General features: G+C 72.3%; 23 protein-coding genes. 16 read left to right on the top strand and 7 right to left on the bottom strand.

The features are described 5' to 3' along the window. Positions 1–16 precede the first annotated feature (16 nt). On the bottom strand, positions 17–1,864 hold the full coding sequence (ilvD, locus tag ACLQ27_RS16070) for a dihydroxy-acid dehydratase (RefSeq protein WP_234581299.1): 1,848 nt from the start codon (positions 1,862–1,864) through the stop codon (positions 17–19). Positions 1,865–1,993: 129 nt separating this feature from the next. On the opposite strand from ilvD, the gene ACLQ27_RS16065 reads away from it, so the two are divergent. The 5 genes from ACLQ27_RS16065 (at position 1,994) to serA (ending at position 10,118) form a co-directional block, all read left to right on the top strand. Continuing rightward, complete coding sequence (locus ACLQ27_RS16065) at positions 1,994–4,348, top strand: putative bifunctional diguanylate cyclase/phosphodiesterase (protein WP_425867863.1); 2,355 nt, start codon at positions 1,994–1,996, stop codon at positions 4,346–4,348. 188 nt (positions 4,349–4,536) lie between these two features. Next, on the top strand, positions 4,537–6,420 hold the full coding sequence (locus ACLQ27_RS16060; protein ID WP_357494184.1) for an acetolactate synthase large subunit: 1,884 nt from the start codon (positions 4,537–4,539) through the stop codon (positions 6,418–6,420). A gap of 82 nt (positions 6,421–6,502) precedes the next feature. Next, positions 6,503–7,018: an acetolactate synthase small subunit gene (ilvN, locus tag ACLQ27_RS16055; protein ID WP_124815780.1), complete on the top strand. Its 516-nt coding sequence runs from the start codon at positions 6,503–6,505 to the stop codon at positions 7,016–7,018. A 56-nt stretch (positions 7,019–7,074) separates the two neighbouring features. Next, the gene (gene ilvC, locus ACLQ27_RS16050) at positions 7,075–8,088 is read left to right on the top strand and encodes a ketol-acid reductoisomerase (RefSeq protein WP_234581295.1); all 1,014 of its coding nucleotides are present in this window, start codon (positions 7,075–7,077) and stop codon (positions 8,086–8,088) included. A 431-nt stretch (positions 8,089–8,519) separates the two neighbouring features. Beyond that, complete coding sequence (gene serA, locus ACLQ27_RS16045; RefSeq protein ID WP_357494189.1) at positions 8,520–10,118, top strand: phosphoglycerate dehydrogenase; 1,599 nt, start codon at positions 8,520–8,522, stop codon at positions 10,116–10,118. A gap of 168 nt (positions 10,119–10,286) precedes the next feature. On the opposite strand, the gene ACLQ27_RS16040 is transcribed toward serA, so the two are convergent. Next, positions 10,287–10,643, bottom strand: coding sequence for a hypothetical protein (locus ACLQ27_RS16040; protein WP_234581292.1), 357 nt, complete (start codon positions 10,641–10,643; stop codon positions 10,287–10,289). Between the two features lie 404 nt (positions 10,644–11,047). Further along, positions 11,048–11,890, bottom strand: coding sequence for an FAD:protein FMN transferase (locus tag ACLQ27_RS16035; protein WP_425867392.1), 843 nt, complete (start codon positions 11,888–11,890; stop codon positions 11,048–11,050). Between the two features lie 224 nt (positions 11,891–12,114). Here ACLQ27_RS16035 and ACLQ27_RS16030 point away from each other — a divergent pair, with 224 nt between their 5' ends. Both ACLQ27_RS16030 and ACLQ27_RS16025 read left to right on the top strand, forming a co-directional pair. Continuing rightward, on the top strand, positions 12,115–13,146 hold the full coding sequence (locus ACLQ27_RS16030; RefSeq protein ID WP_234581289.1) for a 3-isopropylmalate dehydrogenase: 1,032 nt from the start codon (positions 12,115–12,117) through the stop codon (positions 13,144–13,146). 162 nt (positions 13,147–13,308) lie between these two features. Next, positions 13,309–14,406 carry a branched-chain amino acid aminotransferase gene (locus ACLQ27_RS16025; RefSeq protein ID WP_357494193.1) on the top strand — a complete coding sequence of 366 codons (1,098 nt, stop codon included), beginning with the start codon at positions 13,309–13,311 and terminating at the stop codon, positions 14,404–14,406. Positions 14,407–14,454: 48 nt separating this feature from the next. Here the strand turns inward: ACLQ27_RS16025 and ACLQ27_RS16020 are convergent, their stop codons facing one another. Together ACLQ27_RS16020 and ACLQ27_RS16015 are read right to left on the bottom strand one after the other, a co-directional pair. Continuing rightward, entirely contained in the window at positions 14,455–15,237 is a 783-nt protein-coding gene (locus ACLQ27_RS16020) for a tyrosine-protein phosphatase (protein ID WP_425867389.1), read from the bottom strand. A gap of 20 nt (positions 15,238–15,257) precedes the next feature. Beyond that, positions 15,258–15,716 (bottom strand): PRC-barrel domain containing protein, encoded by a 459-nt coding sequence (locus tag ACLQ27_RS16015; protein WP_234581286.1) that lies wholly within the window; start codon positions 15,714–15,716, stop codon positions 15,258–15,260. A 344-nt stretch (positions 15,717–16,060) separates the two neighbouring features. On the opposite strand from ACLQ27_RS16015, the gene cimA reads away from it, so the two are divergent. Then, complete coding sequence (cimA, locus tag ACLQ27_RS16010) at positions 16,061–17,659, top strand: citramalate synthase (RefSeq protein ID WP_425867387.1); 1,599 nt, start codon at positions 16,061–16,063, stop codon at positions 17,657–17,659. 82 nt (positions 17,660–17,741) lie between these two features. Here cimA and ACLQ27_RS16005 read toward each other — a convergent pair whose 3' ends face one another. Both ACLQ27_RS16005 and ACLQ27_RS16000 read right to left on the bottom strand, forming a co-directional pair. Beyond that, entirely contained in the window at positions 17,742–18,161 is a 420-nt protein-coding gene (locus ACLQ27_RS16005; RefSeq protein WP_425867861.1) for an endonuclease/exonuclease/phosphatase family protein, read from the bottom strand. After that, on the bottom strand, positions 18,044–18,733 hold the full coding sequence (locus tag ACLQ27_RS16000) for an endonuclease/exonuclease/phosphatase family protein (protein ID WP_425867385.1): 690 nt from the start codon (positions 18,731–18,733) through the stop codon (positions 18,044–18,046). The genes ACLQ27_RS16005 and ACLQ27_RS16000 overlap by 118 nt, the downstream gene beginning before the upstream one ends. Positions 18,734–19,073: 340 nt before the next feature. Between ACLQ27_RS16000 and ACLQ27_RS15995 the strand changes: the two genes are divergently transcribed. From ACLQ27_RS15995 to ACLQ27_RS15960, 8 genes are all read left to right on the top strand, one after another. Beyond that, positions 19,074–19,577: a hypothetical protein gene (locus ACLQ27_RS15995; protein ID WP_357573127.1), complete on the top strand. Its 504-nt coding sequence runs from the start codon at positions 19,074–19,076 to the stop codon at positions 19,575–19,577. 229 nt (positions 19,578–19,806) lie between these two features. Beyond that, positions 19,807–20,856 carry an AAA family ATPase gene (locus ACLQ27_RS15990; RefSeq protein ID WP_234581276.1) on the top strand — a complete coding sequence of 350 codons (1,050 nt, stop codon included), beginning with the start codon at positions 19,807–19,809 and terminating at the stop codon, positions 20,854–20,856. Beyond that, positions 20,853–21,890, top strand: a complete 1,038-nt coding sequence (locus ACLQ27_RS15985) for a DUF58 domain-containing protein (RefSeq protein ID WP_357494205.1) — start codon at positions 20,853–20,855, stop codon at positions 21,888–21,890. Before ACLQ27_RS15990 ends, ACLQ27_RS15985 begins: the two co-directional genes overlap by 4 nt. After that, on the top strand, positions 21,887–22,846 hold the full coding sequence (locus ACLQ27_RS15980) for a VWA domain-containing protein (RefSeq protein ID WP_234581272.1): 960 nt from the start codon (positions 21,887–21,889) through the stop codon (positions 22,844–22,846). Before ACLQ27_RS15985 ends, ACLQ27_RS15980 begins: the two co-directional genes overlap by 4 nt. Positions 22,847–22,880: 34 nt before the next feature. Beyond that, positions 22,881–23,738, top strand: a complete 858-nt coding sequence (locus tag ACLQ27_RS15975; RefSeq protein WP_357494208.1) for a S1C family serine protease — start codon at positions 22,881–22,883, stop codon at positions 23,736–23,738. A gap of 99 nt (positions 23,739–23,837) precedes the next feature. Next, positions 23,838–24,134: a hypothetical protein gene (locus tag ACLQ27_RS15970; protein WP_357494210.1), complete on the top strand. Its 297-nt coding sequence runs from the start codon at positions 23,838–23,840 to the stop codon at positions 24,132–24,134. Positions 24,135–24,168: 34 nt separating this feature from the next. Next, entirely contained in the window at positions 24,169–24,594 is a 426-nt protein-coding gene (gene arfB, locus ACLQ27_RS15965; protein WP_234581267.1) for an alternative ribosome rescue aminoacyl-tRNA hydrolase ArfB, read from the top strand. Between the two features lie 113 nt (positions 24,595–24,707). Further along, on the top strand, positions 24,708–25,706 hold the full coding sequence (locus ACLQ27_RS15960; protein ID WP_357573126.1) for an aldo/keto reductase: 999 nt from the start codon (positions 24,708–24,710) through the stop codon (positions 25,704–25,706). The last annotated feature ends 109 nt before the right edge of the window (positions 25,707–25,815 follow it).

Below are 25,815 nucleotides of genomic sequence, written 5' to 3'. Positions count from 1 at the left end.
GGTCGCGGCCTGTTGTCTACTCCGGGACGCGGCGGTAGGCGCCGTCGCTGGCCGAGGTGGCCATCGAGGCGTACGCGCGCAGCGCCGCCGACACCGGCCGCTGCCGGTCCACGGGGGTGTACGGCTTGTCGCGCTTCTCCTCGGCCACCCGTCGCGCCTCCAGCTCGTCGGCGGGCACGTTCAGCTCGATGGACCGGCCCGGGATGTCGATGACGATCTCGTCGCCCTCGCGGACCAGGGCGATCAGCCCGCCGGAGGCGGCCTCGGGGGAGGCGTGCCCGATGGAGAGGCCGGACGTGCCGCCGGAGAAGCGGCCGTCGGTGAGCAGCGCGCAGGAGCGGCCCAGCCCACGACCCTTGAGGAACGAGGTGGGGTAGAGCATCTCCTGCATGCCGGGGCCACCCTTGGGGCCCTCGTAGCGGATCACCACGACGTCGCCGGCGACGACCTCCTTGGCGAGGATCGCGGTCACCGCGTCGTCCTGCGACTCGTAGACCTTCGCCGGGCCGCGGAAGGTCAGACAGTCGTCCGGCACGCCTGCGGTCTTCACGACGCAGCCCTCCGGGGCCAGGTTGCCGTGCAGGATGGCGAGGCCGCCGTCCGCGGAGTACGCGTGCTCGCGGTCGCGGATGCAGCCCTCGGCCGCGTCGGTGTCGAGCGTCGACCAGCGGTTGGTGGTGGAGAAGGGCTCGACGGTGCGGACCCCTCCCGGTGCCGCGTGGAACAGCTCGACAGCCGTCGGCGTCGGCGAGCCGCCGCGCACGTCCCAGTCGGAGAGCCACTGCGCCAGCGAGGGGGAGTGCACGGCGTGCACGTTCCGGTTGAGCTGCCCGGCCCGGTCCAGCTCGCCGAGGATCGCCGGGATGCCACCGGCCCGGTGCACGTCCTCCATGTGGTACTTCGGGGAGTTCGGGGCGACCTTGGCCAGGCACGGGACCCGCCGGGAGATGGCGTCGATGTCGGCGACGCCGAAGTCCAGCTCCGCCTCGCGGGCGGCGGCCAGCAGGTGCAGCACGGTGTTGGTGGAGCCGCCCATCGCCACGTCCAGGGCGACCGCGTTCTCGAAGGCGGCCTTGGAGGCGACCGTGCGGGGGAGCACCGAGTCGTCGTCGCCGTCGTACCACCGCTTGGCGATGTCCACGACGGTGCGGCCGGCCTCGACGAAGAGCGACCGGCGCGCGGCGTGGGTGGCCAGCGTCGAACCGTTGCCGGGCAGGGCGAGCCCGATCGCCTCGGTGAGGCAGTTCATCGAGTTGGCGGTGAACATCCCGGAGCAGGAGCCGCAGGTGGGGCAGGCGGAGCGTTCGATCTCGCCGAGCTGGTCGTCGGTGACCGCCTCGTTCGACGACGCGATCATCGCGTCGATCAGGTCGATCTTGCTGTGCACGACGCCCTCGATCGCCGTCGTCTTACCGGCCTCCATCGGGCCGCCGGAGACGAAGACGGTCGGGATGTTGAGGCGCAGCGCGGCCAGCAGCATGCCCGGGGTGATCTTGTCGCAGTTCGAGATGCAGACCAGGGCGTCCGCGCAGTGCGCGTTGACCATGTACTCCACCGCGTCGGCGATCAACTCCCGGCTGGGCAGGGAGTAGAGCATGCCGCCGTGGCCCATCGCGATGCCGTCGTCGACAGCGATCGTGTTGAACTCCCGCCCGACGCCGCCGGCCTCGGCCACCGCGTCGGCGACCAGACCGCCCATGTCCTTCAGGTGGACGTGACCCGGCACGAACTGGGTGAAACTGTTCGCGATGGCGACGATCGGCTTTCCGAAATCGTCGTCGGTCATCCCGGTGGCCCGCCAGAGGGCCCGGGCGCCGGCCATCGTCCGACCGTGTGTGGAAGTCCTCGATCGCAGCTCAGGCATGCGTACCAGCATGACACCGCCGCCGCGTCAGGCATCCGGTGTATCCGCCGTGTCCCAACAGATGCACATCCGGTCTCCCACGGCGTGCGCTCATCCGGCACTCTTGATGGCGTGCATCTCCCCCCGGGCATGGTCGCCGTCGCGGCGTTGAGCGGTCTGGTCGCAGGCGCGGCCACCGTGCTGCTGACCATTGTCGCGCGGAGGCGCAGCGGGCCGCGCCGGCCGGCGCACCTGCTGCTCGCGGCCGCCGCCGGGACGTCCCTGGCCAGTCTGTTGGTCGGTCTGGTGGCCGTGCTCTCCACCAACGAGCACTGGGCCCACGAGCAGAGTCAGCGCACCGGCTGGGCCACCGTGGCGGCGATCGGCACGGCGGTGAGCGGGCTGGCCTTCGCGGCCGGGCTGCTCCGGCTGCCGGGGGTCGCCGCCACCGCCGCGGGGACCGCCCGGCTCGCCCTGGACGGTCTGACCATGGCGGCGGCGCTGTGGTTCGTCGGCTGGGTGCTCTTCTCCGAGCCGACCCGGCTGCTCGGCGCCGCCACGCCGATGGCCTGCCCGGCGATCCTGGTGGCGACGGTGAGCGCTGCGCTCGGCGCCGGCCTCGCCGTGATCGTCGTCTTCCGGGCGGCCGCCCCGCGTCAGCGGCTGGCCGTGCTCACGGCCGGGATCAGCGCGGTGAGCTGCGGCGGGCTGGGCCTCAGCGCCGGGCTCTGCCAGGCGGGGCCGACCATGGCGCTCGCCGGCGCCGCGGTGCTGGCGGCCGGCCTGCTGACCACCGCGCTCGCCGTCCACCAGGCCGACCGGCCCGGGCACGTCGAGCTGGACCTGATCGGTCGCGACGGCGAGTACGCCATCGCCCCGATGCTGGCCATGGCGGCCTCGGCGATGTACCACCTCCTGCAGGACGGGCGGTTCACGGCGCCCGCCATCGTCGCCGGCAGCGTCGAGGGCTTCGCCCTGGTGGCCCGGCAGTACCTCACCCTCAAGGACGTCCGGGACTACGCCGGCCGGCTGGCCGAGCGGGAGGCGCACTTCCGCGAGCTGGCGCACACCGACCCGCTGACGTCGCTGGCCAACCGGCGGGGGCTGCTGCGCGCGCTGCACGACGGCGCGGCGGCGGGCACCCCGTGCGTGCTGCTCGGTCTGGATCTGGACGGCTTCAAGAACGTCAACGACATGCGCGGCCACGACGTGGGCGACGCCGTGTTGGCCGAGGTGGGCCGCCGGCTGCGCGGCAACCTGCGCCCGGGTGACGTGGCGGCCCGGCTCGGCGGCGACGAGTTCGCCGTGCTCATGCCGGCCCCGCCCACCGAGGCGGACCGGGTGGCCGAGCGGCTGCTCGGCGTGCTCAACCGGCCGTACGACCAGCCGGAAGGCCCGGTCTTTCTGTCCGTGAGCATCGGCGTGGCCGGGTGGGCCGGCGAACCCGACGTGGAGCTGCTGCTGCGCCACGCCGACCTGGCGCTGCGCTACGCCAAGCAGCGGGGCAAGAACCGGATCGAGCGTTACGACGCCGCGTACGACCAGTTGCTGCGCCGCCGCACCACGCTGGAGCACGAGCTGCGGGGCGCGATCGAGCGCGACGAGCTGCGGTTGGCCTTCCAGCCGGTGGCGTCGCTGCCGTCGGTGCGGCCGGTCGGCGCCGAGGCGCTGCTGCGCTGGCACCACCCCGAGCTGGGCAACATCCGCCCGGACGAGTTCATCCCGCTCGCCGAGGAGTGCGGGATGATCGCCACGCTCGGCGCCTGGGTGCTGCACCAGGCCTGCTACCAGCTCTCCCGTTGGCTGAGCGACGGGCACGACGTCTGGGTCTCGGTGAACGTCTCGCCGCGCGAGCTGCACGCCCCGGAGTACGTGGTCCAGGTCGCCGAGGCCCTGCGCGCCCACCATGTGCCGCCGCAGCGGCTGGTGCTGGAGGTCACCGAGCACGCGGTCGCCACCGACCTGGACGAGCTGATCCGGCGACTGACCGCGCTGCGGCTGACCGGCGTACGGATCGCGCTGGACGACTTCGGCGCCGGCTACTCGTCCCTGGGGCAGCTGCGCCGGCTGCCGATCGACATCCTGAAGATCGACCACAGCCTGGTGGCCGAGCACGAGCCGGTCCGCCCGGTGGGCCAGGACGGTCCGGCGTTCGCGCCCATGGTCGACATCGTGATGCGGCTGGGCCACCAGTTGGGCCTGGAGGTCATCGCCGAGGGGGTCACCACGCCTACCGAGCTGGCCGCGGTGGTCGCCGCGGGCTGCCGGTTCGGGCAGGGCGCGCTGTTCGGCTGGGGAGTGCCGGCCGAGCACCTGGAGGCGATGCTGGAGGCGGCCACCTCGCCGGGTGCGCGGCCCGCTCCGCTGCCCGCTCCGCGCCGGGTTTCCGGCGGGTCCGGCCAGGTCATGCCGTCTGGTGACGGCGCGGCGTCGGCCGACTCGCCGCCCTCCGTTAACCAACATGTGGGATCAGTTGACTCATCGCGTGAGATGCGTCAGGCTTAGCCGCATGTCGTCGTACCGGTCGCTGCGAGTACTTACCTGAGCGCACTCTCCCTCATCGAGAGTGCGCTGGCCCCGTGCATCTGCACGAGGGCCGTTTTTATTGCCGTCGGAACCTGTCGCGACGGGCCCATGCCCGCCTCGCATCGCTGAACAAGCCCCAGCCACTCCAGCCGAAGGCCAGAACCGCCATGACGAGACCCACGCCCGAGACCCTCGCCCACACCGCCCGGCGGGCCCGCGCGACCGCCGACCCGGCCGGCACCGTCGACCCCGCCGCCGCGCGCGCCGCGGCCACCCCGGCTGTCCCGGCCGTACGGACAGCCGCGCCGGCCCAGGTCTCCGGCGCCGGCTCGCTGGTGCGGTCCCTGGAGGCGCTCGGCGTCGACGTCGTCTTCGGCATCCCGGGCGGCGCGATCCTGCCGGCGTACGACCCGCTCTACGACTCCACCGTCCGGCACATCCTGGTCCGCCACGAGCAGGGCGCCGGGCACGCGGCGACCGGGTACGCGCAGGCCACCGGCAAGGTCGGCGTCTGCATGGCGACCTCCGGTCCGGGCGCGACCAACCTGGTCACGCCGATCGCCGACGCGTACATGGACTCGGTGGCGATGGTGGCGATCACCGGTCAGGTGGCCCGCCCGTCGATCGGCACCGACGCCTTCCAGGAGGCGGACATCCAGGGCATCACGCTGCCGATCACGAAGCACAACTTCCTCGTGCAGACCGCCGAGGAGATCCCGCAGGTGCTGGCCGAGGCGTTCCACCTGGCCAGCACGGGCCGGCCCGGCCCGGTGCTTGTCGACATCCCCAAGGACGTGCTCCAGGCGTCGACCACCTTCTCCTGGCCGCCCACCCTGGACCTGCCCGGCTACCGGCCCACGCTGCACCCGCACGGCAAGCAGATCCGGGAGGCGGCGCGGCTGATGGCCGCGGCCCGGCGGCCGGTGCTCTACGTCGGCGGCGGGGTGCTCAAGGCCGGTGCCACCGACGGGCTGCGCCGGCTGGCCGAGCTGACCGGAATCCCGGTCGTCACCACGCTGATGGCGCTCGGCGCGTTCCCCGACTCGCATCAGCAGCACCTGGGCATGCCCGGCATGCACGGCACGGTCGCCGCGGTCTACGGCCTGCAGAAGGCGGATCTGATCGTCGCGCTGGGCGCACGCTTCGACGACCGGGTCACCGGTAAGCTGGACTCGTTCGCCCCGGACGCGGCGGTCGTGCACGCGGACATCGACCCCGCCGAGATCGGCAAGAACCGGCACGTGGACGTGCCGATCGTCGGTGACGCCAAGCACGTCATCGACGAGCTGATCGCCGCCGTCACCGCCGAGCGGTCGGCGGGGCACACGGCCGACCTCGGTGACTGGTGGACGCAGCTGGACGACCTGCGCAACCGTTACCCGCTGGGCTACGACGAGCCGGTCGACGGGACCCTGTCCCCGCAGTACGTGATCAAGCGGCTGGGCGAGATCGTCGGCCCGGACGCGATCTTCGTGGCCGGGGTGGGCCAGCACCAGATGTGGGCGTCGCAGTTCATCTCCTACGAGAAGCCGTACACCTGGTTGAATTCCGGCGGCCTCGGCACGATGGGCTACGCGGTTCCGGCGGCGATGGGCGCCAAGGTCGGCAAGCCGGACACGGTGGTCTGGGCGGTGGACGGGGACGGCTGCTTCCAGATGACCAACCAGGAGTTGGCCACCTGCGCGTTGGAGGGCATCCCGGTCAAGATCGCCGTCATCAACAACGGCAATCTCGGCATGGTCCGCCAGTGGCAGACGCTCTTCTACAACGAGCGCTACTCCAACACCGAGCTCGGCACCCACAAGCACCGCATCCCGGACTTCGTCAAGCTCGCCGAGGCCCTGGGCTGCGTCGGGCTGCGGTGCGAGAGCGCGGCTGACGTGGACAAGACCATCGCCGCCGCGATGGAGATCAACGATGCGCCAGTGGTGATCGACTTCGTGGTCGGCAAGGACGCGATGGTCTGGCCGATGGTCGCCGCCGGCACCAGCAACGACGAGATCATGTTCGCCCGTGGCGTCCGCCCGGTCTTCGACGAGGATGACATCTGACCATGAGTGAGCGAAGCGAACGAATCATCAAGCTCAGTGCTGCGCATGGCCATGCCATGACCGAGCGAAGCGAGGCCATGGCATGACGATGCACACGCTGTCCGTGCTGGTGGAGAACAAGCCCGGCGTGCTCGCCCGGGTCTCCGGCCTGTTCTCCCGGCGCGGGTTCAACATCGACAGCCTCGCCGTCGGCGAGACCGAGAACCCGGACGTCTCCCGGATCACCATCGTGGTCAACGCGGAGTCGTCCCCGTTGGAGCAGGTCACCAAGCAGCTGAACAAGCTGGTCAACGTGCTCAAGATCGTTGAGCTGGATCCGCAGGTCTCGGTTGCCCGCGAGCTGCTGCTGGTGAAGGTCCGTGCCGACCGGTCCGCGCGGTCGCAGGTGCTGGAGACCGTCAACCTGTTCCGCGCCCGGGTGGTCGACGTCGCACCGGACACCCTGACCATCGAGGCAACCGGCACACCGGACAAGCTCGACGCGCTGCTGCGCGACCTCGAGTCCTTCGGCATCAAGGAAATGGTCCAGTCCGGGCTGGTGGCGATCGGGCGCGGCTCGCGTTCGATCACCGCCGGCCCCGCGCTGCGCGCCGCCTGACCCATCCGCACAGACCACGACGGGCACTCAGGCCGTCGTACGAAAGGGAAGTTCTCATGAGCGTTGAGGTGTACTACGACGACGATGCCGACCTCGGCCTGATCCAGGCCAAGAAGGTCGCGGTGATCGGCTACGGCAGCCAGGGGCACGCCCACGCGCTGTCGCTGCGCGACTCCGGCGTCGACGTGGTGATCGGTCTGCCGGAGGGCTCGAAGAGCCGCCCGAAGGCCGAGGAGCAGGGCCTGCGGGTGCTCACGCCGGCAGAGGCCTCGGCCGAGGCGGACGTGATCATGGTGCTCGCGCCGGACACCGCCCAGCGCAAGATCTACGCCGAGTCGATCGAGCCGCACCTGGCTCCGGGCAAGGCGATCTTCTTCGGCCACGGCTTCAACATCCGGTACGGCCTGATCAAGCCGCCGGCCGAGGTGGACGTGGCGATGGTCGCGCCCAAGGGCCCCGGCCACCTGGTCCGCCGCCAGTACAGCGACGGCAAGGGCGTGCCCTGTCTCGTCGCCGTCGAGCAGGACGCCAGCGGCAACGCGCTCGCGCTCGCCCTCGCGTACGCCAAGGGGATCGGCGGCACCCGGGCCGGCGCGATCAGGACCACCTTCACCGAGGAGACCGAGACCGACCTCTTCGGCGAGCAGGCGGTGCTCTGCGGCGGCGCCTCGGCGCTGGTGCAGACCGGTTTCGAGGTGCTCACCGAGGCGGGCTACGCCCCGGAGGTCGCGTACTTCGAGTGCCTGCACGAGCTGAAGCTGATCGTCGACCTCATGTACGAGGGCGGCATCGCGAAGATGCGTTACAGCATCTCCGACACCGCCGAGTACGGCGACCTGTCCCGGGGCTCGCGCATCATCGACTCCCGGGTCAAGGACGAGATGCGCAAGATCCTGGGTGAGATCCAGTCGGGCGAGTTCGCCCGCGAGTGGGTCGCCGAGGACGAGGCCGGCAGGCCGAACTTCACCAAGTGGCAGGCCGAGGGTGCGGCGCACCCGATCGAGGAGACCGGCCGGAAGCTGCGCGGGATGATGAGCTGGGTCGACCGTCCGATCACCGAGACCGCCTGACCGTCCGGCCAGACGAGTCTCCGACGGCCCCGGGCCCGCGCTCTCCCCAGCGCGACCCGGGGCCGTCGACGATGCGCCTCCGCCGGTGGCGGCCCCGGCACGTCCTCGGGTGCAGTGTCGCCGGTGAGCCGTATACCTGGCAGGCATATTCATACCTCTGCGGTATGTCGCCCACCACAGTGGTGAGCCCCACCCCCCGCGCACGGCGCGCGACGACGGTTTCGCGGTGGTGAACGGGTGATGTCCATCGCTCGACCGCGCGTGTGAGGGCACTCACCCCGAAGACCGGAACACGCCGGCCAGCGTGGCCCCTACGATCGCGGGTAGGTGCGCTGAGCCGGCACCTGACGGCCACGGCACGGATCAGCGCGGGGCGCAGTGCGGCGCCCCGCCGCCCGGGCCGATCGCAAACACGACCTCTACGAGGACCGATGAATCCTGTCGTACTGATCGCCGAAGAACTCGCCCCCGCCGCCATCGAGGTGCTCGCTCACGACTTCGACGTCCGTCACGTCGACGGCACCGACCGTCCGGCCCTGCTCTCGGCGCTCTCCGAGGCCGACGCCGTCATCGTGCGCAGCGCGACCCAGATCGACGCCGAGGCGGTCGCCGCCGCGCCGCGACTCAAGGTGGTCGCCCGGGCCGGCGTCGGTCTGGACAACGTCGAGGTGCCGGCCGCCACCGCGCGGGGCGTCATGGTCGTCAACGCGCCCACCTCCAACATCGTCTCCGCCGCCGAGCAGGCAGTCGCACTGCTGCTCGCCGTGGCCCGCAACACCGCGAGCGCCAGCTCAGCGCTCAAGGCGGGGGAGTGGAAGCGGTCGAAGTACACAGGTGTCGAGGTGCAGGGCAAGACCGTCGGCGTGGTCGGGCTCGGTCGTATCGGGGTGCTCTTCGCGCAGCGGATCGCCGCCTTCGGCACCCGGCTGATCGCGTACGACCCGTACATCCAGCCGGCCCGTGCGGCGCAGCTCGGCGTCCGCCTGGTCGGATTGGACGAGCTGCTGCGCGAGAGCGACTTCATCTCCATCCACCTGCCGAAGACCCCTGAGACGGTGGGCCTGATCGGTGAGAAGGAGCTGGCGATCGTCAAGCCCGGCGTCCGCATCGTGAACGCCGCCCGCGGTGGCCTGGTGGACGAGCAGGCGCTCGCCAACGCCATCGCCGAGGGTCGGGTCGCCGGCGCCGGCGTCGACGTGTACTCCAAGGAGCCGTGCACCTCCTCGCCGCTGTTCGCCTTCGACAACGTGGTGGCCACCCCGCACCTGGGCGCCTCGACGCACGAGGCGCAGGACAAGGCGGGCCTCGCGGTGGCCAAGAGCGTGAAGCTGGCGTTGCAGGGCGAGTTCGTCCCCGACGCGGTGAACGTCCAGGCCGGCGGCGTGGTCGCCGAGGACGTCCGCCCGCTGCTCCCGCTGGCCGAGAAGCTGGGCCGCGCGTTCACCGCCGTCGCCGGTGGGGTCGCCGCAAGCGTCGCCGTGGAGGTGCGCGGCGAGATCGTGGGCCACGACGTGTCGGTGCTCAAGCTCGCCGCGACGAAGGGCCTGTTCAGCTCCGTCGTCGAGGAGCAGGTCACCTACGTCAACGCCCCGCATCTGGCCGCCGAGCGCGGCGTCGAGGTCACGCTGGAGAGCCTGGCCGAGACGGCCGACCAGCCCACCCTCGTGACGGTGCGCGGCGCTCTGCCGGACGGCCGGACGGTCAGCGTCTCCGGCACGGTCACCCACTCCGGCGCCCGCGACGTCCCCCGGCTGACCGAGGTGGACGGTTTCGACGTGGAGATCGCCGCGGAGGGCATCCTGCTCTTCCTGCGCTACGCCGACCGGCCGGGCGTCGTCGGCACCGTCGGCACCCTGCTCGGCGAGTCGGGCATCAACATCGCCGCGATGCAGGTGGCCCGGCGTGAGGCGGGCGGCGAGACCCTGATGACGCTCACCGTCGACCAGGCGCTCGGCGCGGACCTGCTCACCTCGGCGGCCGACTCGATCGGCGCGACCGCCGCCAGCGCGGCGGACCTGCGCGACGAGTAGTCGGCGGTCACGCCACCGGCCGCGCACGATCGGCCGCGACGGCACAGACGGCAGCACCACGGGGGGCCCGGCGACGCGCCGGGCCCCTCTGTCGTACCCCCGGGTGCGGGGGATGCCCAGCCCTCGGGGTGTCACGCGGCCGGGATGCCCGGCCCACCCCGCCTCGGGTCAGTGGGGCAGCCGGGCCGGGGGCGGGTAGACCGAGCCGTCCTGCGGGTCGAAGAGCATCAACCCGTGCTCCCCGGCCAGTCGCTCGATGTCCAGCAGCACCTGGTCCGCGCAGGTCGGGTGCAGGTTCAGCTCGACGTGGTCGTGGGCGGCGTGCAGCGGCGCCACGGCCCACGGGCTGTCCGGGCCGGGGTGTCGGTCCGGATAGGACGCCGTGATCGCCCGGTAGAAGCCGACGACGCGCGGGTCCGGGTAACGGTCCACGTGCCGCCCCTGCCGGCAACCGTCGACAGCTGCCCGCACGTCCTCGGGCGTCGCCCCGTCCTCCAGGGCCCACACACTCAGATCGAAACTCACGGCGGACAGCGTGCCATCCGTCGTTCACCATGTCGAAACTGCCTCGCCGCAGGCCAATCGCCGACCCGCCACGCACCGGTCGGGAGAGTCCGCTGTGGAGACTCTTGCGTCGAGTTGCGTCGATTCGCTAGCGTACGACTGCGGTTACTGGCCGCAGGTCGCGACGCCGGCCCGTCTTCGGGTGGCGCGGCCGACGTCCGGCCCGACCGGTCCGCACCCCTCGATTGTGCGAGCCACGCGCACTCGTCGCTGACCGGCCCCCACGGCCGTTGCCGAGGCCGTGGGGGCCGATCGCAGCGGCCCGACCGTGCCGGACGGCCGAGGTGCAACCGCTATCCCCGACCGCCCGAGCGCGGGTCACGGCCGCAGCCCCGTGGGGAGCCGGGGCTCGTGTGCGACGGGGTTCAGCGCCGGTGGGCGAAGAGCGCGCGATAGTCGGAGCCGCCCCGGAACCACGCCAGGCCGGTGGGCCCGGCGGCGTACAGCGCGGTGGCGTACGCGTCGGCGACCGTTAGGTCCGGGCCGACGACAGTCGCGGCGACGAGCTGGTTGGCCGGCTCGCCGGTGTGCGGGTCGACCACGTGCCCCTGGCGCCCGGTCACTCCCGAGGTGCCGACGGCCCCGGCGGTCATCTCCAGCACCAGCGGTGCGCGCTCGGGTGCCGTCGGGTGGTGCACCGCCACCCGCCACGGTCCGCCGTGCGGCGCCCGGCCGCGGACCACCAGGTCGGCGCCGGTGAGTACTGCATAGTCGTGGATGCCCGCGGCGCGCAGCCGGGCGGCGGCACGTTCCACTGCCCAGCCGCCCAGCAGGCCGCCCGGGTCGAAGCCGCCGGGCACCGCCCAGGCGTCGAACCAGCCGTCGGTGGCGGCCCGCATGGCCGTGCAGCGGTCCACCAGGTCGGCCAGCGGCGGGTACGACTCCGGGGTGATCTCCCCCCGCCGCAGCATGGAGACCAGGCTCTCCGGGCGGTTCGGGCCGTAGGTCAGGTCGATGGCGCGCAGCTCCGCGACGCTGTCCCGCAGCGCCTCGCCGACGCCTCGACGGCCGAGCCGGGCGGGAGCGTTGAGCAGCAGGGTGTATTCGGCGGTGGCGGTGCGTACGGTGTGCTGCACGGCGATCCGGCCGTCGGCCGCGGCGGTCGGGTCGATCCGGTGCCGGCGCTGGCCGAGTCGCAGGTCCGGCCGGCGGTTCCGGAACGCCGAAGGATCCGGCCAGCGGGTCCGCGGCTGCTCGTCGATGCGCATGGCACCTGCCCCCTCGCAGTTGACGTCGCGTCGTCACGACCACCGTTCGCGGGACCCCTGACCCGCTGCCCCCACCGTAGGCAGCGCAGATGATCGCCCCATGAGTCCCAGCTGAGAGGGTGCTGTGTATCCGCCGGTCCCAGATATTGGAAGGATCGTACCGGGTTGCGGGACACCGACGTACCGTTGCCGGGACAGGGCAGTCGAGCGTGGGGAGTACGGGCGTGGCGCGGATCGCGGTGGTGGCCGGGGACGGCATCGGGCCCGAGGTGGTCGCGCAGGCTCGGAAGGTCCTCGACGCGGTGCTCCCCGGCGTGCAGGCCACCGAGTACGACCTCGGCGCCGCCCGCTGGCATCGTACCGGTGAGGTGCTGCCCGACTCGGTGCTGACCGAGCTGGCCGGGCACGACGCGATCCTGCTCGGCGCGGTGGGTGACCCCACGGTTCCGCCTGGTGTCCTGGAACGCGGCCTGCTGCTCAAGCTCCGGTTCGCCTTCGACCAGTACGTCAACCTGCGCCCGTCGCGGCTCTGGCCCGGCGTCGCCGGGCCGCTGGGCAACGTGAAGCCCGGCGAGGTCGACCTGGTGGTGGTGCGCGAGGGCACCGAGGGGCTCTACGCCGGCGCCGGCGGCACCCTGCACCGCGACACGCCCGCCGAGGTCGCCACCGAGGAGAGCCTCAACACCCGACACGGCGTGGAGCGGGTCATCCGTGACGCGTTCGCCCGTGCCGACCGCCGGGAGCGGCGCAAGGTCACCCTGGTGCACAAGACCAACGTGCTGACCCACGCCGGGTCGCTGTGGGCGCGGGCCTTCGAGGCGGTCGCCGCCGAGCACCCGGACGTCACGACGGAGTACCAGCACGTCGACGCGGCCGCGATGTTCCTGGTGACCCAGCCGCAGCGCTACGACGTGGTGGTCACCGACAACCTGTTCGGCGACATCCTCACCGACATCGCCGCCGCGGTCACCGGCGGGATCGGGCTGGCCGCCAGCGGGTGCATCAACCCCGAGGGCGCGTACCCCTCGATGTTCGAGCCGGTGCACGGCTCCGCGCCGGACATCGCCGGGCAGGGCGTCGCCGACCCGGTGGCCGCGGTGCTGTCGGTCGCGTTGCTGCTGGAGCAGCTCGGGCACGCCGAGGCGGCGACGCGGGTCAACGCGGCGGTCGCCGCCGAGCTGGCCGGCCGCACTCCGGGGGCGGCACTGCGCACCGCCGAGGTCGGCGACCGGCTCGCCACCCACGCCGTAGCCTGACCGCTGCGACCCGCCAGGGTCAGCGGCGGCATCCGCCTGTCCGGGCAGTCCACCCGGTCCCGAGCGGCCCTACCTTCTGAACGACCGTTCGGGGTAAGTTTCTGGCACAACCATGTCGGTGTGCGATCCCGCATGCCGTTGTTCCCCAGGGAGGTCAGCGCTATGAGCGGTGGTGACAAGCTCGACTTCGAGATCCGTCCGAATCCCGCGCCGGTATCCGCCGCCGACCGGGCCGCCCTGCTGGCCAACCCGGGGTTCGGCCGCGTCTTCACCGACCACATGGTCACCGTGCGGTACGCCGACGGCAAGGGCTGGTACGACGCCCGGGTGGAGGCGCGTGGCCCGATCCCGATGGACCCGGCCAGCGCGGTGCTGCACTACGCGCAGGAGATCTTCGAGGGGTTGAAGGCGTACCGGACCGCCGACGGCGGCGTGACGATGTTCCGGCCGGACGCCAACGCGGCCCGGTTCGTCGAGTCGGCGCAGCGGATGGCGATGCCGGAGCTGCCGCCCGAGGTGTTCGTCGACTCGCTGCACAAGCTGATCGAGATCGACCGGGAGTGGATCCCCACCGGCGAGGACGGCAGCCTCTACCTGCGGCCGTTCATGTTCGCCAGCGAGGTCTTCCTCGGCGTCCGCCCGGCCAACGAATACCTGTACATGGTGATCGCCTCGCCGGTGGGGGCGTACTTCACCGGTGGCGTCAAGCCGGTCACGGTCTGGGTCTCCCCGGATTACACCCGCGCGGCGCCCGGAGGCACTGGCGCGGCCAAGTGTGGCGGCAACTACGCCACGTCGCTGGCGGCCCAGGCGGAGGCCATCGAGGCCGGCTGCGATCAGGTGGTCTTCCTCGACGCGGTGGAGCGCCGTTTCGTCGAGGAACTGGGCGGCATGAACGTCTTCTTCGTCTACGACGACGACTCGGTGGTCACCCCGCCGCTGAACGGCACGATCCTTCCCGGCATCACCCGGGAGGCGATCATGACGCTGGCCGGCAAGGCCGGGCACTCTGTCGAGGAGCGGCCGGTCTCGTTCGCCGACTGGCAGGCCGACGCGGCCAGCGGCCGGCTGCGCGAGGTCTTCGCCTGCGGCACCGCCGCGGTGATCACCCCGATCGGTCAGGTGAAGTTCCCCGACGGTGAATTCCTGATCGGTGGCGGCGAGCCCGGCCGGGTCAGCATGTCGCTGCGGCAGCAGCTGGTCGACATCCAGCGCGGCAAGGCCGCCGACCCGCACGGCTGGGTGCGCAAGGTCCTCTGACGACCGGCGCTGACCGGCCCGTGCGAACGGGCCGGTCAGCGCGGCGGGTCAGATCTCGTCGAGCAGGTGGTCGCGCAGGGCCGCGAGCTGCTCGTCGGTCACCCCGGCGTGGCGCAGGTACGCCTCGATCGAGCCGTGGCCCGCGCGCAGCTCGTCCAGGAACATCTGCATGGCCTCGGCGGGCGAGGCCAGGAACGGCGCGGGCACCGCCGCCGCGTTCGGCATGGTCTCGGCCAACCAGGCGCTGAACCGGGCCGACGCCTCCGTGCTCAGCGCGTAGTCGGCGGTGATGTCGGCGTCGTCGACGCCCAGGACGGCGAGGGTGAGGGCGCAGACGATGCCGGTGCGGTCCTTGCCGGCCACGCAGTGCACCACGACCGGGGCGTTCGCGGAATCGGCGATCAGTCCGATCGCCTCGGCCAGCCCCGCGGTGCCGGTCTGGGCCAGGTCGGCGTACCGGTCGGCGAGGTAGCGGGCCAGGTCGGTGCCCTTCTCGTGCGGTGTACCCGACCAGTCCTCGTGCTCCGGGTGGATGTTGCGGTAGGTCAGCCCCTGGTACGCGGGCACCCGACCGTCGCGCTCCACCTCGGTGGGGCGGCGCAGGTCGATGACGGTGCGGATGCCGATCGCGGCGAACGCGTCCCGGTCCTGCTCGTCGAGGCGGTGCAGGGAGTCGGAGCGGTAGAGGCGGCCTCGGCGCACGGTGCGGCCGTCGTGGCTGAGGTAGCCGCCGACGTCGCGGAAGTTGAAGGTGGCGGGCAGCGGGATGTGTCGTTTGTCCTCGGTGGCGTCCACGTTCACACGGTAACGGCCGGTGGGCTCGCGTCCCACCGGCCGTTGAGCCCGATCGTTCAGCGTGCGGTGCCCGGCGGGAGAGCGCCGTACGTCTCGTCGTAGTAACCGCCCAGCTGGTCCCGGTACGTCGGGTCGCTGTGGCTGGTCTCGTCGTACTCCGGGGCGGCCTTGATCTGGTCCCGGGTGCGATCCACGGAGACGGTGCGCTGGTCGTGGTCGACCTGGTTGACGGTGCCGGCGGGCAGCATCACCTTCTTGCCGAAGATCCACGGCCCGGTGTCCACGACCAGGTAGCTGCCGCCGACCTCGTGACTGGCGCTGTCGATCTTGCCGACTCCGCCGTCGGTGGCCTCGACCTTGTAGCCGACCAGGTCGGCGTCGGCCACTCCGGCCGCGTCCCGGTAGCGCCAGGGGTCGAAGGTGCCGGTCGGTGCGCCGCCCGCGACGGCGCCCTGGTCACCGCCGTGCAGCGGGTCGGGCCCGGCGTGGGCGGCGTGCGGGTCGATCCTGTCCATGCCGTTAACTCCTGACTGTCGCCGATCGTCTCGGCGTCGCTGGGTGCGTCCCCGCAGGAGCTACCCGGCGGCGGGGTCCCGGAAACGGCGACCGGCAGGCGTGCGGGGTGTCAGGCCAGAGCTGCCCGGGTGTCGTCTTCCGGCGGGTCAGGCGTCGCGACACCGAACGTGCCGTCCCGAGATGTGGATAGTTTCTCCCACGAACGGGGGCGAGTGGCAGAGTAGCGAGCGTGACCAGCACCGCCCTGATTATTGCGACCTAGCGCGCCGGCTCTCCCTCCGCCGAGCGCGCAGACCTCCCGCATCCGCGGGGGGTCTTTTTGTTGCTCCGAGAAAGGATCCTGATGACGTTCCAGGTCTTCGACACGACATTGCGCGACGGCGCCCAGCGCGAGGGGCTCACCTACTCGGTGGTCGACAAGCTGGCGGTGGCCCGACTGCTCGACGAGTTCGGTGTCGGCTTCATCGAGGGCGGCTGGCCGGGCGCGGTGCCCAAGGACACCGAGTTCTTCCGCCGGGCCCGCACCGAACTGGACCTGCGGCACGCCGTCCTGGTCGCGTTCGGCGCCACCCGCAAGGCCGGTGTGGCGGTCGCCGACGACCCCCAGGTGCGCGCCCTGCTGGACGCGCAGACCCCGGCCGTCGCGCTGGTCGCCAAGGCCGACATCCGCCACGTCGAGCGTGCGCTGCGCACCACCGGCGCGGAGAACCTGGCGATGATCCACGACACCGTCAGCCACCTTGTCCGCGAGGGCCGCCGGGTGTTCGTCGACGGCGAGCACTTCTTCGACGGCTACCGCCACGACCCGGCGTACGGCGCGTCAGTGGTGCAGACCGCGCTCGCCGCGGGCGCCGAGCGGATGGTCCTCTGCGACACCAACGGCGGCATGCTGCCGTCCCAGGTGACCGCCGCGATCGTCGACCTGACCAACCGGCTCGGCGTCGACCCGGCGCTGTTCGGCATCCACGCGCAGAATGACACCGCCTGCGCCGTGGCCAACACGATCGCGGCCGTCGAGGCCGGCGTCCGTCACGTGCAGGGCACCGCCAACGGGTACGGCGAGCGCCCCGGCAACGCCGACATCTTCGCTGTCGTCGCCAACCTCCAGCTCAAGCTCGGCATGCCCGTCCTACCGGAGGGCTGCCTGGCGCAGATGGTGCGGGTCTCGCACGCCATCGCCGAGATCGCCAACATCGCCCCCGACACCCACCAGGCGTACGCCGGGGCCGCCGCCTTCGCCCACAAGGCCGGGCTGCACGCGAGCGCGATCAAGGTCGACCCGTTGCTCTACAACCACGTGGACCCGTCGGTGGTGGGCAACGACATGCGGATCCTGGTGACCGAGATGGCCGGTCGGGCCAGCGTCGAGCTCAAGAGCCGTGAGCTCGGCCTGGACCTGACCGACCGTCCGGAGGCGCTGACCCGGGTCACCAAGCGGGTCAAGGAGTTGGAGGCCGACGGTTGGTCCTTCGAGGCGGCGGACGCCTCCTTCGAGCTGCTGGTCCGCTCCGAGCTGCCCGAGGGCGGCCCGGCCCGGCCGTTCACCCTGGAGTCGTACCGGGTGTTGGTCGAGCACCGCGAGGACGGCGCGGTCGTCTCCGAGGCGACCGTGAAGATCCGGGTACGCGGCGAGCGGGTGATCGCCACCGCGGAGGGCAACGGCCCGGTCAACGCCCTCGACGAGGCGCTGCGGGTGGGCCTGGCGCGGCACTATCCGCGGCTGCGCGAGTTCGAGCTGGCCGACTACAAGGTGCGCATCCTGGAGGGCAGCCACGGTACCGGCGCCGTCACCCGGGTGCTCCTGGAGACGGCCGACGACACCGGCCGCGACTGGACGACTGTGGGCGTGCACCCCAACGTGGTCGAGGCCAGCTGGCACGCCCTGGTCGACGCCCTCACCTACGGCCTCGCCCCCGCCTCCGCCAAGGCCCCAACCTCCTGACCTCCGCGATCTTGCACTTTGTGTCGCCGTTCTGCGGCTTGTGCCCCGAATGTCGGGGCAGAAAGTGCAAGATCGCGGGGGTTCAGGCCGCGGGCAGGCGGAGGGTGGCCAGGACGGGGCGGTGGTCGCTGCCGCCCAGGCCGAACACTTCCACCTTGTTGGCGGCGATGCGGCGGTCGACGAGCACGTGGTCGATCGTGACCGGGGGGATGAGGTCGCCGTCGTACGGCCCCCACGTGCCGGTCAGGCCCGTGCCGGTGGCGTCCGCGGCGTCGACGTAGCCGGTGCGCAGCAGCGCGCGCAGCGGCCCGTGGTCCAGTGTGGAGTTGAAGTCTCCGGCGAGGATCCGCAGGCCACCACCGGGGGTGGCCGGTGGTTGGGCGATCAGGTCGGCACGCCAGGCGCCGACCTGTCCAGCGCGGACGGCGCCGCGGGGTGGGCCGACTCGACCCGGACCGGGGGCCCACCGGGGACGGCGAGCGTCCCGTACGCCTGGGTGAATCCCCAGCCACCGCGGTTGTTGCGGATGCCGACGTCGCTGATCGGCCACCGCGAGTAGAGCGCGGAACCGGGCGTGCCCACCTGCGCGTTGAGCTGCCGGTACGGCAGCAGCCGGTCGAGGCCGACGCGGTCCAGGCCGGCCTGCGCCTCAGGTGTGAACTCCTGCACGGTGAGCACGTCGACCCGGTGCTGCCGGACCAGCTCGACGAGTGCCCCCGGGTCGGCGGCCCCGACGAGCAGGTTGGCCGTGAGCAGCCGGATCGTCGGGCCGGTCGCCGCCGGCTGTGGGGCGGCCAGCGCCCGGGGGGCTACCACGCCGACAAGTGCCACCGCGGCCAGGGCCGCGACCGCCGCCGGCCACCAGCGCCGCAGGGCGACGGTGAGGCCGAGGGCCAGCACGCTGAACGCGGCGACGTACGGGGTGAAGGCGAGCGCCTGCACCAGTGGCCCCCGGTCCAGCCCCGCCAGTCGTACGGCGGCCCAGGCGGCAGTGGGCCCGACCGCCACCCAGCAGAGCGCCGTGCCGATCGACGCCCGGCGGCGGGTCGGCGTGAGCGCAGTGTCGACGATCATGGCGGTCAGCGTAGCGGTGGCGGGTCCCCGCCATTTGTGTGAATGGTTGACACGTTCATCTTTCACAATTATCTGACGGCTGCACGACAGGCCGATAATGCGAGATCAACTATTGACCTCCCGCTTTTTGCGGTGCTACGTTCCATCTGGTTAAACGACGCAACGCTGAGTAGTAACAGCAGCTCAGGCCGGATGCAGATCAACGAGAAATCAGCTTTCCCGACTGCGGGCGAGCGAGCTTCAACCGCTTCTCGTGTCGTCGTCGATCCCATTATTGGCAGTCATCCGTCCCGCCCCGCGGGTCGGCCGAATTCGCACGGTCACACAAGGGGGACCTGTCATGAGAACATTCTTCCGACGTAAGGCGGCGGCGGTCACGCTCGCTGTCCTGGCGCTCACCCTGGCTGGTGGGGGGATCGCCGTCGCCCAGCCGTCGGCGAAGACGCCGCAGGCGTCCGTCCAGCCGGCGGCGCGCGGCACCAACGCCCAACCACCGGTCACGGCCGAGTCGGCCCGCAAGGCCAAGGCCGCGCTGAAGGCCAACACCACGCTCGTCGCCTCCACCACAATCGTCGTCGTCAACTCCAACGGCACCAAGGCGCGCGGCACCGGCACGGTCATCAAGTACGGCACCGGGCAGTACGAGGTGCAGTTCGGCCAGGTCGTCACGGCTGGTGTCTTCGTGGTCACCGTCGGTCGCGCCGACGCCTGCTGCATTCCGCCGGCCGGCGAGATCTCGGTGGCGCCCCGGCTCAGCACGCCGAACGCGGTCTTCGTGCAGACCCGCAACTCGGCGGGCACCCCGACCGACCTGGGCTTCCACCTGGTCGTCCACCTGCCCTGACCGATTCGAACGTCCGGCCCCCGCAGTCGACTGCGGGGGCCGTGTCGTGTCCGGGGGTTCCTCGTCGCCGCCGGCCGGCTCCTGCCTCGTCGGGGTGGTCATGCCCGTGCGAGCGAGTCCTCCCGGTTGTTCCCCGTCCGGGCGGCTCCTGCTCATTCAGGACACAACGGACCCGTCCGGCGCTCACAATCCGACGTTTGCCGAGGCCCCCGCCCGGGAAGCAAGCACCGTGACGGACATCTCGGACACCCTGGCCAGCCTGCCCACCTCGGTCGATCCCGAGCCGACCGGCGCCGAGCTGGAACAGACCCTCTTCGAGGTCAAACGCGTGATCGTCGGGCAGGATCGGCTCGTCGAACGTCTGCTCACCGCACTCATCGCCAACGGGCACTGCCTTCTGGAGGGCGTGCCCGGCGTGGCCAAGACCCTTGCGGCGCAGACCCTCGCCACAGTGGTCGGCGGGACCTTCTCCCGGATCCAGTTCACCCCGGACCTGGTCCCCTCCGACATCGTCGGCACCCGGATCTACCGGGCCTCCAAGGAGACCTTCGACATCGAGCTGGGCCCGATCATGGCCAACCTGGTGCTCGCCGATGAGATCAACCGCGCGCCGGCCAAGGTCCAGTCGGCGCTGCTGGAGGCGATGGCCGAACGGCAGGTCTCCATCGGCGGGCGCAGCTGGCCGGTGCCGACGCCGTTCCTGGTGCTGGCCACGCAGAACCCGATCGAGTCCGAGGGGGTCTACCAGCTCCCCGAGGCGCAGCGCGACAGGTTCCTCATGAAGGTCGTCGTCGACTATCCCAGCGACGCCGACGAGCTGGCCATCCTCTACCGGATGAGCACCGACCGGCCCCGGGCCCGCCAGGTGCTCGACCCGCAACGCCTGCGACTGCTCCAGGAGCACGCCGAGCGGGTCTTCGTCCACCACGCCCTGGCCGAGTACGTCGTCCGGCTCATCCTCGCCACCCGCGACCCGGGCCGGTTCGGGCTGGCCGAACTCGCGCCGCTGCTGGCGTACGGCGCCAGCCCACGGGCGACGCTCGGCCTGGTCGCCGCCGCCCGCGCGCAGGCGCTGCTGCGGGGACGCGAGTACGTGCTGCCCGAGGACGTCCGGGAACTGGCGGTGGACGTCCTGTCCCACCGGCTGGTGCTCTCCTTCGACGCCGTGGCCGACGGGGTCTCGGCCGAGAGCCTGGTCCGGCGGCTCGTGGAGGCGGTGCCGCCGCCCCGGGTGGCCACCGGGCACCCTCAGCACGCCCCCGACCTGGCGGCGGCGTGAGACGCGCCGGCCGTACGTCGGTGGCCACCCCGCCCGACCCGAGCCTGGCCGAGCTGACCCCCGACCAGCGGCTGCGCCGACTGGAACTGACAGTCACCCGCCGGCTCAACGGTCTGCTGCACGGCCAGTACCGTGGCCTGCTCCCGGGGCCGGGCAGCGAACCCGCCGGCAGCCGCGAGTACCGGCCGGGGGAGGACGAGGTCCGCCGGATGGACTGGGCGGTGACCGCCCGGACCGCCGTGCCGCACGTCCGACAGGTCGACGCCGACCGGGAACTCACCACCTGGCTGCTCGTCGACGCCAGCGCCAGCATGGAGTTCGGCACCGCCGCGCTGGACAAGCGGGAGCTGGCGGTGGCGGCCGTGGCGGCGGTGGGCTTCCTGACCGCCGGCATCGGCAACCGGCTGGGCGCCCAGGTACTGCGCGCCGACGGGGTACGACGCTTTCCCGCCCGCAGCGGGCGTACCCATCTGCTCGGTCTGCTCCGCGCGCTGCTGACCGCGCCGCGCGCGACCGAGCCCGGCGACCGGTCCCGGTCGCGGCCGGAGACCCCGCAGCCGGCCGCGGCGGCGGAGTTGGCGGACGGGCTCGACGCGGTGCACCGGGTCGCCAACCAGCGCGGGCTGGTCGTGGTGGTCTCCGATTTCCTCGACGGCCTGCCCGACGACCCCGAGGAGCCGCCACCCTGGGAGCGGACCCTGCGTCGGCTGTCCGCCCGCCACCAGGTGCTGGCGATCGAGGTGACCGATCCGCGCGAGCTGGAACTGCCCGACGTCGGGCTGATCACGCTCGTCGACCCGGAGACCGGCCGCCGCCGCGAGGTGTGCACATCGGACCGCCGCCTGCGGGAGCGGTACGCCGCGGCCGCCGCCGCCCAGCGTGAGCAGGTCCGCCAGGCGCTGCGCCGGAGCGCGGCCACGCACCTGGCGCTGCGCACCGACCGGGACTTCAGCGCCGACATCGTCCGGCACGTGCACGCCCAGCGGCGGATGGCCGCCGCACCGGCCGGAGCCGTCCGGGGAGGTGCCGCGTGACCTGGGAGTCCCCGTTGCGACTCTGGCTGCTGATCGGCGTGCTCGCGCTGGTCGGCGCGTACCTGGTGATGCAGCGCAGACGCAGCCGGTACGCCGTCCGCTTCACCAACCTGCGGCTGCTGGACCGGGTGGCGCCCGTTCGTCCGGCCTGGCGCCGGCACGTCCCGGCCGGGCTGTTCCTGGCCATGCTGGCGCTGCTCGTGGTCGGTTTCGCCAGGCCCACCGCCGAGGTCCGGGTCCCCCGGGAACGCGCCACGGTGATGGTCGCCGTCGACGTGTCCACCTCCATGCTCGCCACCGACGTGGAGCCGGACCGGCTGGCGGCGGCCAAACAGGCGGCCCGACGTTTCGTCGAGGGCCTGCCCGACGAGTTCAACGTGGGGCTTGTCGCGTTCGCCGGCAGCGCCGCCGTCCTGGTGCCGCCCGGCACCGACCGGGACGCCCTGGACGAGGGCATCGGTCGTCTCGCCGAGGGGGTGACCGGGGTGCAGGGCACCGCGATCGGTGAGGCCATCAACACCTCGCTCGGCGCGGTCAAGAGCCTGGACAGCGAGGCCGCGAAGGAGCCACCGCCGGCCCGGATCATCCTGCTCTCCGACGGGGCCAACACCTCCGGGATGGACCCGATGGAGGCGGCGGGAGAGGCGGTCGCGGCGAAGGTGCCGGTGCACGCGATCTCCTTCGGCACGCCGTCCGGCTTCGTGGACCGGGGCGGACGGCCGATCCAGGTGCCGGTCGACGGGCAGACCCTCAAGGCCGTCGCCGACGAGACCGGCGGAATGTTCCACGAGGCCAGCACCAGCGACGAGTTGCGCGCGGTCTACGACGACATCGGCAGCTCGGTCGGCTACCGCACCGAACGCCAGGACGTCTCGGCCCGGTTCATCGGCCTCGGGCTGGTGTTCGCGATGGGCGCCGCCGCCGGCTCGATGCGCTGGTTCTCCCGACTGCCCTGATCCACAGCGCCGACGTCGACCGTGAGGAGTACGCATGGCAGTGCAGACCGGACTGGGCGAACCGCGCGGTCCCTGGTTCATCTCGCCGGAGCTCGACCCGGACGGGCGCGGGTGGTGGGACGCGCCCGGCTCGGGGCGGGACCCCGGCGGGCGGCGCCCCGGCCGGCTGCTCGCCGCGTTGGCGGTCATCGCGGTGTCGGCCGTCTCGGGCGCCCTGGCCGGCGGTGTGGTGGCCAGTCGGGACGGCACGGGATCGTCCGCGGCGTCCGCCGCACCGGTGCCGGCGGAGCTGGTCACCGCCGCCGAGCGGACCGTGCCCGGTGTGGTGTCGGTGCTCGCCGGTGGCGCGAACGGCGCGTCCGCGACCGGTTCCGGGTTCGCCATCGACGACCAGCAGCACCTGGTCACCAACGACCACATCCTGGCCAAGGGCGGTGGTGGACCGGTCACGGTGGAGCTGCCCGACGGCCGCCGGTACGAGGCCGAGGTGGTCGGCCGGGAGCCGCGCAGCGACCTGGCGGTGCTGAAGGTGCCGCCGTCGGCCGGCCTCGCCCCGTTGCCGCTGGCCAAGCCGGGTGCCACCCGGGTCGGTGAGCCGGTGCTGGCGGTGGGCTCACCGCTGGGGCTGTCGGGGACGGTCACCGCGGGCATCGTCAGCGCGCTGGACCGCCAGGTGCGGTTGGGCAACAGCCGGCACCGCGCGGTGCAGACCGACGCGTCGATCAACCCCGGCAACTCGGGCGGGCCGCTGGTCAACGCCCGAGGCGAGGTGGTCGGGGTGAACACCGCGATCGCCACGATCGACGGCAACGGGTCGATCGGCATCGGCTTCGCCATTCCGATCGACCAGGTGCAGCAGACCGCCGACACGATCATCGGCAAGGGCGGCTGAGCTGCTCGTACGGCCCATCGGGCCGCCTCCAGTGTCGGATATCCGGCCACACGTCATCGGGCCATGGAAATATGACGCTCGGTATGGATACTGGCGGAGGTGGAGCGTCCTCTTCTCACGGTCCTCCTGCTGGTGGGCCTGATCATCGGATGTGCGGTGGGGTCGGCGTACGCCCGGGCGCGACGCGGGTGGACCGACTACCAGACCGCGAAGAAATCGGTGCCCGGCGCTCGCCGGGGCGCGTGGTTGCTGATCCGCGGGGTCGCGGTGAAGGCCGCCGTGATCGGGCTGCTGCTGTTCGGCGCCGTGGCGTACGCCGCGGTCGGCTCGCACGACGAGACCGCCGGTCCGGCGCCGAGCCCGTCCACGACGCAGAGTGAGCCTCCGCGCCGGTGACCCGGGGCGGGCCGCAGCCGGCTAGCCTCGGGGCGTGGACGACGGACTGCGGGTGACCGATCGGTGGGTCGTCCCCGCCGGGGAGCTGCGGGAGCGCTTCTCCCGCTCGTCCGGCCCCGGCGGGCAGGGCGTGAACACCGCCGACTCGCGGGTCGAGCTGAGCTACGACCTGGCCAACTCTCCGTCGGTGCCCGACTGGATCCGGTCGCGGGCGCTGGAACGACTCGCCAACCGGCTGGTGGACGGCGTGCTCACGATCGCGGCCAGCGAGCACCGGGCGCAGCTCGCCAACCGGGAGGCGGCCCGCGAGCGGCTGGTCGCGCTGTTGCGCGAGGCGGCCGCGCCGCCCCCGCCGCCGCGTCGGGCGACCAAGCCGTCCCGGGGTGCCAAGGAGCGCCGGCTGGCCGAGAAGAAGCGCCAGTCGCAGCGCAAGCGCGACCGCCGCGTCGACGGCGACTAGTCCATCGTCACCGAGCTGTGTGAGTGACCTCTCCGACTGGCGAGTGACAGAATCTGGAATCTGTCAGCCGAAGTGTGTATGGTCGGCATGTCACCCCAGGAGAGGAACACCCCATGGACCCCCGCACCCTCGGCACCACCGGCCCCACCGTCTCCGCGCTCGGACTCGGCCTGATGGGCATGTCGGATCTCTACGGCCCCGCCGACGAGGCCGAGAGCATCGCCACCATCCACGCTGCCCTGGACGCCGGCATCACCCTGCTCGACACGGGCGACTTCTACGGCATGGGCCACAACGAGATGCTGCTGCGCGACGCGCTGCGCGGCCGCAACCGGGACAACGCGGTGATCAGCGTGAAGTTCGGCGCTCTGCGCGACGTCGACGGCGGTTGGAACGGCAACGACGTCCGACCCGTCGCGATCAAGAACTTCCTGGCGTACACGCTGCGCCGGCTCGGCACCGACCACGTCGACATCTACCGCCCCGCCCGGCTCAACCCCGACGTGCCGGTGGAGGACGTCGTGGGCACCCTGGCCGAGCTGGTCAAGGCGGGTCATGTCCGGCACATCGGCCTGTCCGAGGTCAGCGCCGACACGCTGCGCCGGGCGCACGCCGTGCACCCCATCAGCGACCTCCAGATCGAGTACTCGTTGATCTCCCGCGCCCCCGAGGCCGAGATCCTGCCGACCGCACGTGAGCTGGGCGTCGGGATCACCGCGTACGGAGTGCTCTCCCGAGGGCTGATCAGCGGCCACTGGACGCCGCAGCGGGAGACCGCCGGCACCGACTTCCGCAGCCACCTGCCGCGCTTCGCCGGCGCGAACCTGGACCGCAACCTCGCCCTCGTGGACGCGCTGCGCGCCATCGCCGAGGCGCGGGGCGTCACCGTGGCGCAGATCGCCATCGCCTGGGTGCTCGCCCGGGGCGAGACCGTCGTACCCCTGATCGGCGCCCGCCGTCGGGACCGGCTCACCGAGGCCCTCGGCGCCGTCGCGATCACGCTGACCGAGACGGACCTGGCCGCCATCGAGGCCGCCGTCCCCGCCGACGCGGTGGCCGGCAGCCGGTACGACGAGGCGCAGATGGCGTTCCTGGACAGCGAGCGGTCATGACAACCCGGTCGTGGGGGGGGGGGGGGGGGGGGGGGGGGGGGGGGCGGGGGGGGGGGGGGGGGGGCGGGGGGGGGGGGGGGGGGGGGGGGGGGGGGGGGGGGGGGGGACG

Origin of the sequence: Micromonospora sp. DT63, from assembly GCF_049841615.1 — a bacterium.
Taxonomy (GTDB): Bacteria; Actinomycetota; Actinomycetes; order Mycobacteriales; family Micromonosporaceae; genus Micromonospora.
This window is presented reverse-complemented; position numbering and strand designations above follow the sequence as displayed.

Bases quoted from the DNA above. Each gene is read 5' to 3' on its own strand.
- cimA (WP_425867387.1), top strand. From the start codon at position 16,061: ATGACGTTCCAGGTCTTCGACACGACATTGCGCGACGGCGCCCAGCGC.
- ACLQ27_RS15975 (WP_357494208.1), top strand. From the start codon at position 22,881: ATGGCAGTGCAGACCGGACTGGGCGAACCGCGCGGTCCCTGGTTCATC.
- ACLQ27_RS16000 (WP_425867385.1), bottom strand. From the start codon at position 18,733: ATGATCGTCGACACTGCGCTCACGCCGACCCGCCGCCGGGCGTCGATC.
- ilvN (WP_124815780.1), top strand. From the start codon at position 6,503: ATGACGATGCACACGCTGTCCGTGCTGGTGGAGAACAAGCCCGGCGTG.
- ACLQ27_RS16035 (WP_425867392.1), bottom strand. From the start codon at position 11,890: ATGCGCATCGACGAGCAGCCGCGGACCCGCTGGCCGGATCCTTCGGCG.
- ACLQ27_RS15960 (WP_357573126.1), top strand. From the start codon at position 24,708: ATGGACCCCCGCACCCTCGGCACCACCGGCCCCACCGTCTCCGCGCTC.
- ACLQ27_RS15995 (WP_357573127.1), top strand. From the start codon at position 19,074: ATGAGAACATTCTTCCGACGTAAGGCGGCGGCGGTCACGCTCGCTGTC.
- ACLQ27_RS16025 (WP_357494193.1), top strand. From the start codon at position 13,309: ATGAGCGGTGGTGACAAGCTCGACTTCGAGATCCGTCCGAATCCCGCG.
- ilvC (WP_234581295.1), top strand. From the start codon at position 7,075: ATGAGCGTTGAGGTGTACTACGACGACGATGCCGACCTCGGCCTGATC.
- serA (WP_357494189.1), top strand. From the start codon at position 8,520: ATGAATCCTGTCGTACTGATCGCCGAAGAACTCGCCCCCGCCGCCATC.
- ACLQ27_RS16015 (WP_234581286.1), bottom strand. From the start codon at position 15,716: ATGGACAGGATCGACCCGCACGCCGCCCACGCCGGGCCCGACCCGCTG.
- ACLQ27_RS16065 (WP_425867863.1), top strand. From the start codon at position 1,994: ATGGTCGCCGTCGCGGCGTTGAGCGGTCTGGTCGCAGGCGCGGCCACC.
- ACLQ27_RS16060 (WP_357494184.1), top strand. From the start codon at position 4,537: ATGACGAGACCCACGCCCGAGACCCTCGCCCACACCGCCCGGCGGGCC.
- ilvD (WP_234581299.1), bottom strand. From the start codon at position 1,864: ATGCCTGAGCTGCGATCGAGGACTTCCACACACGGTCGGACGATGGCC.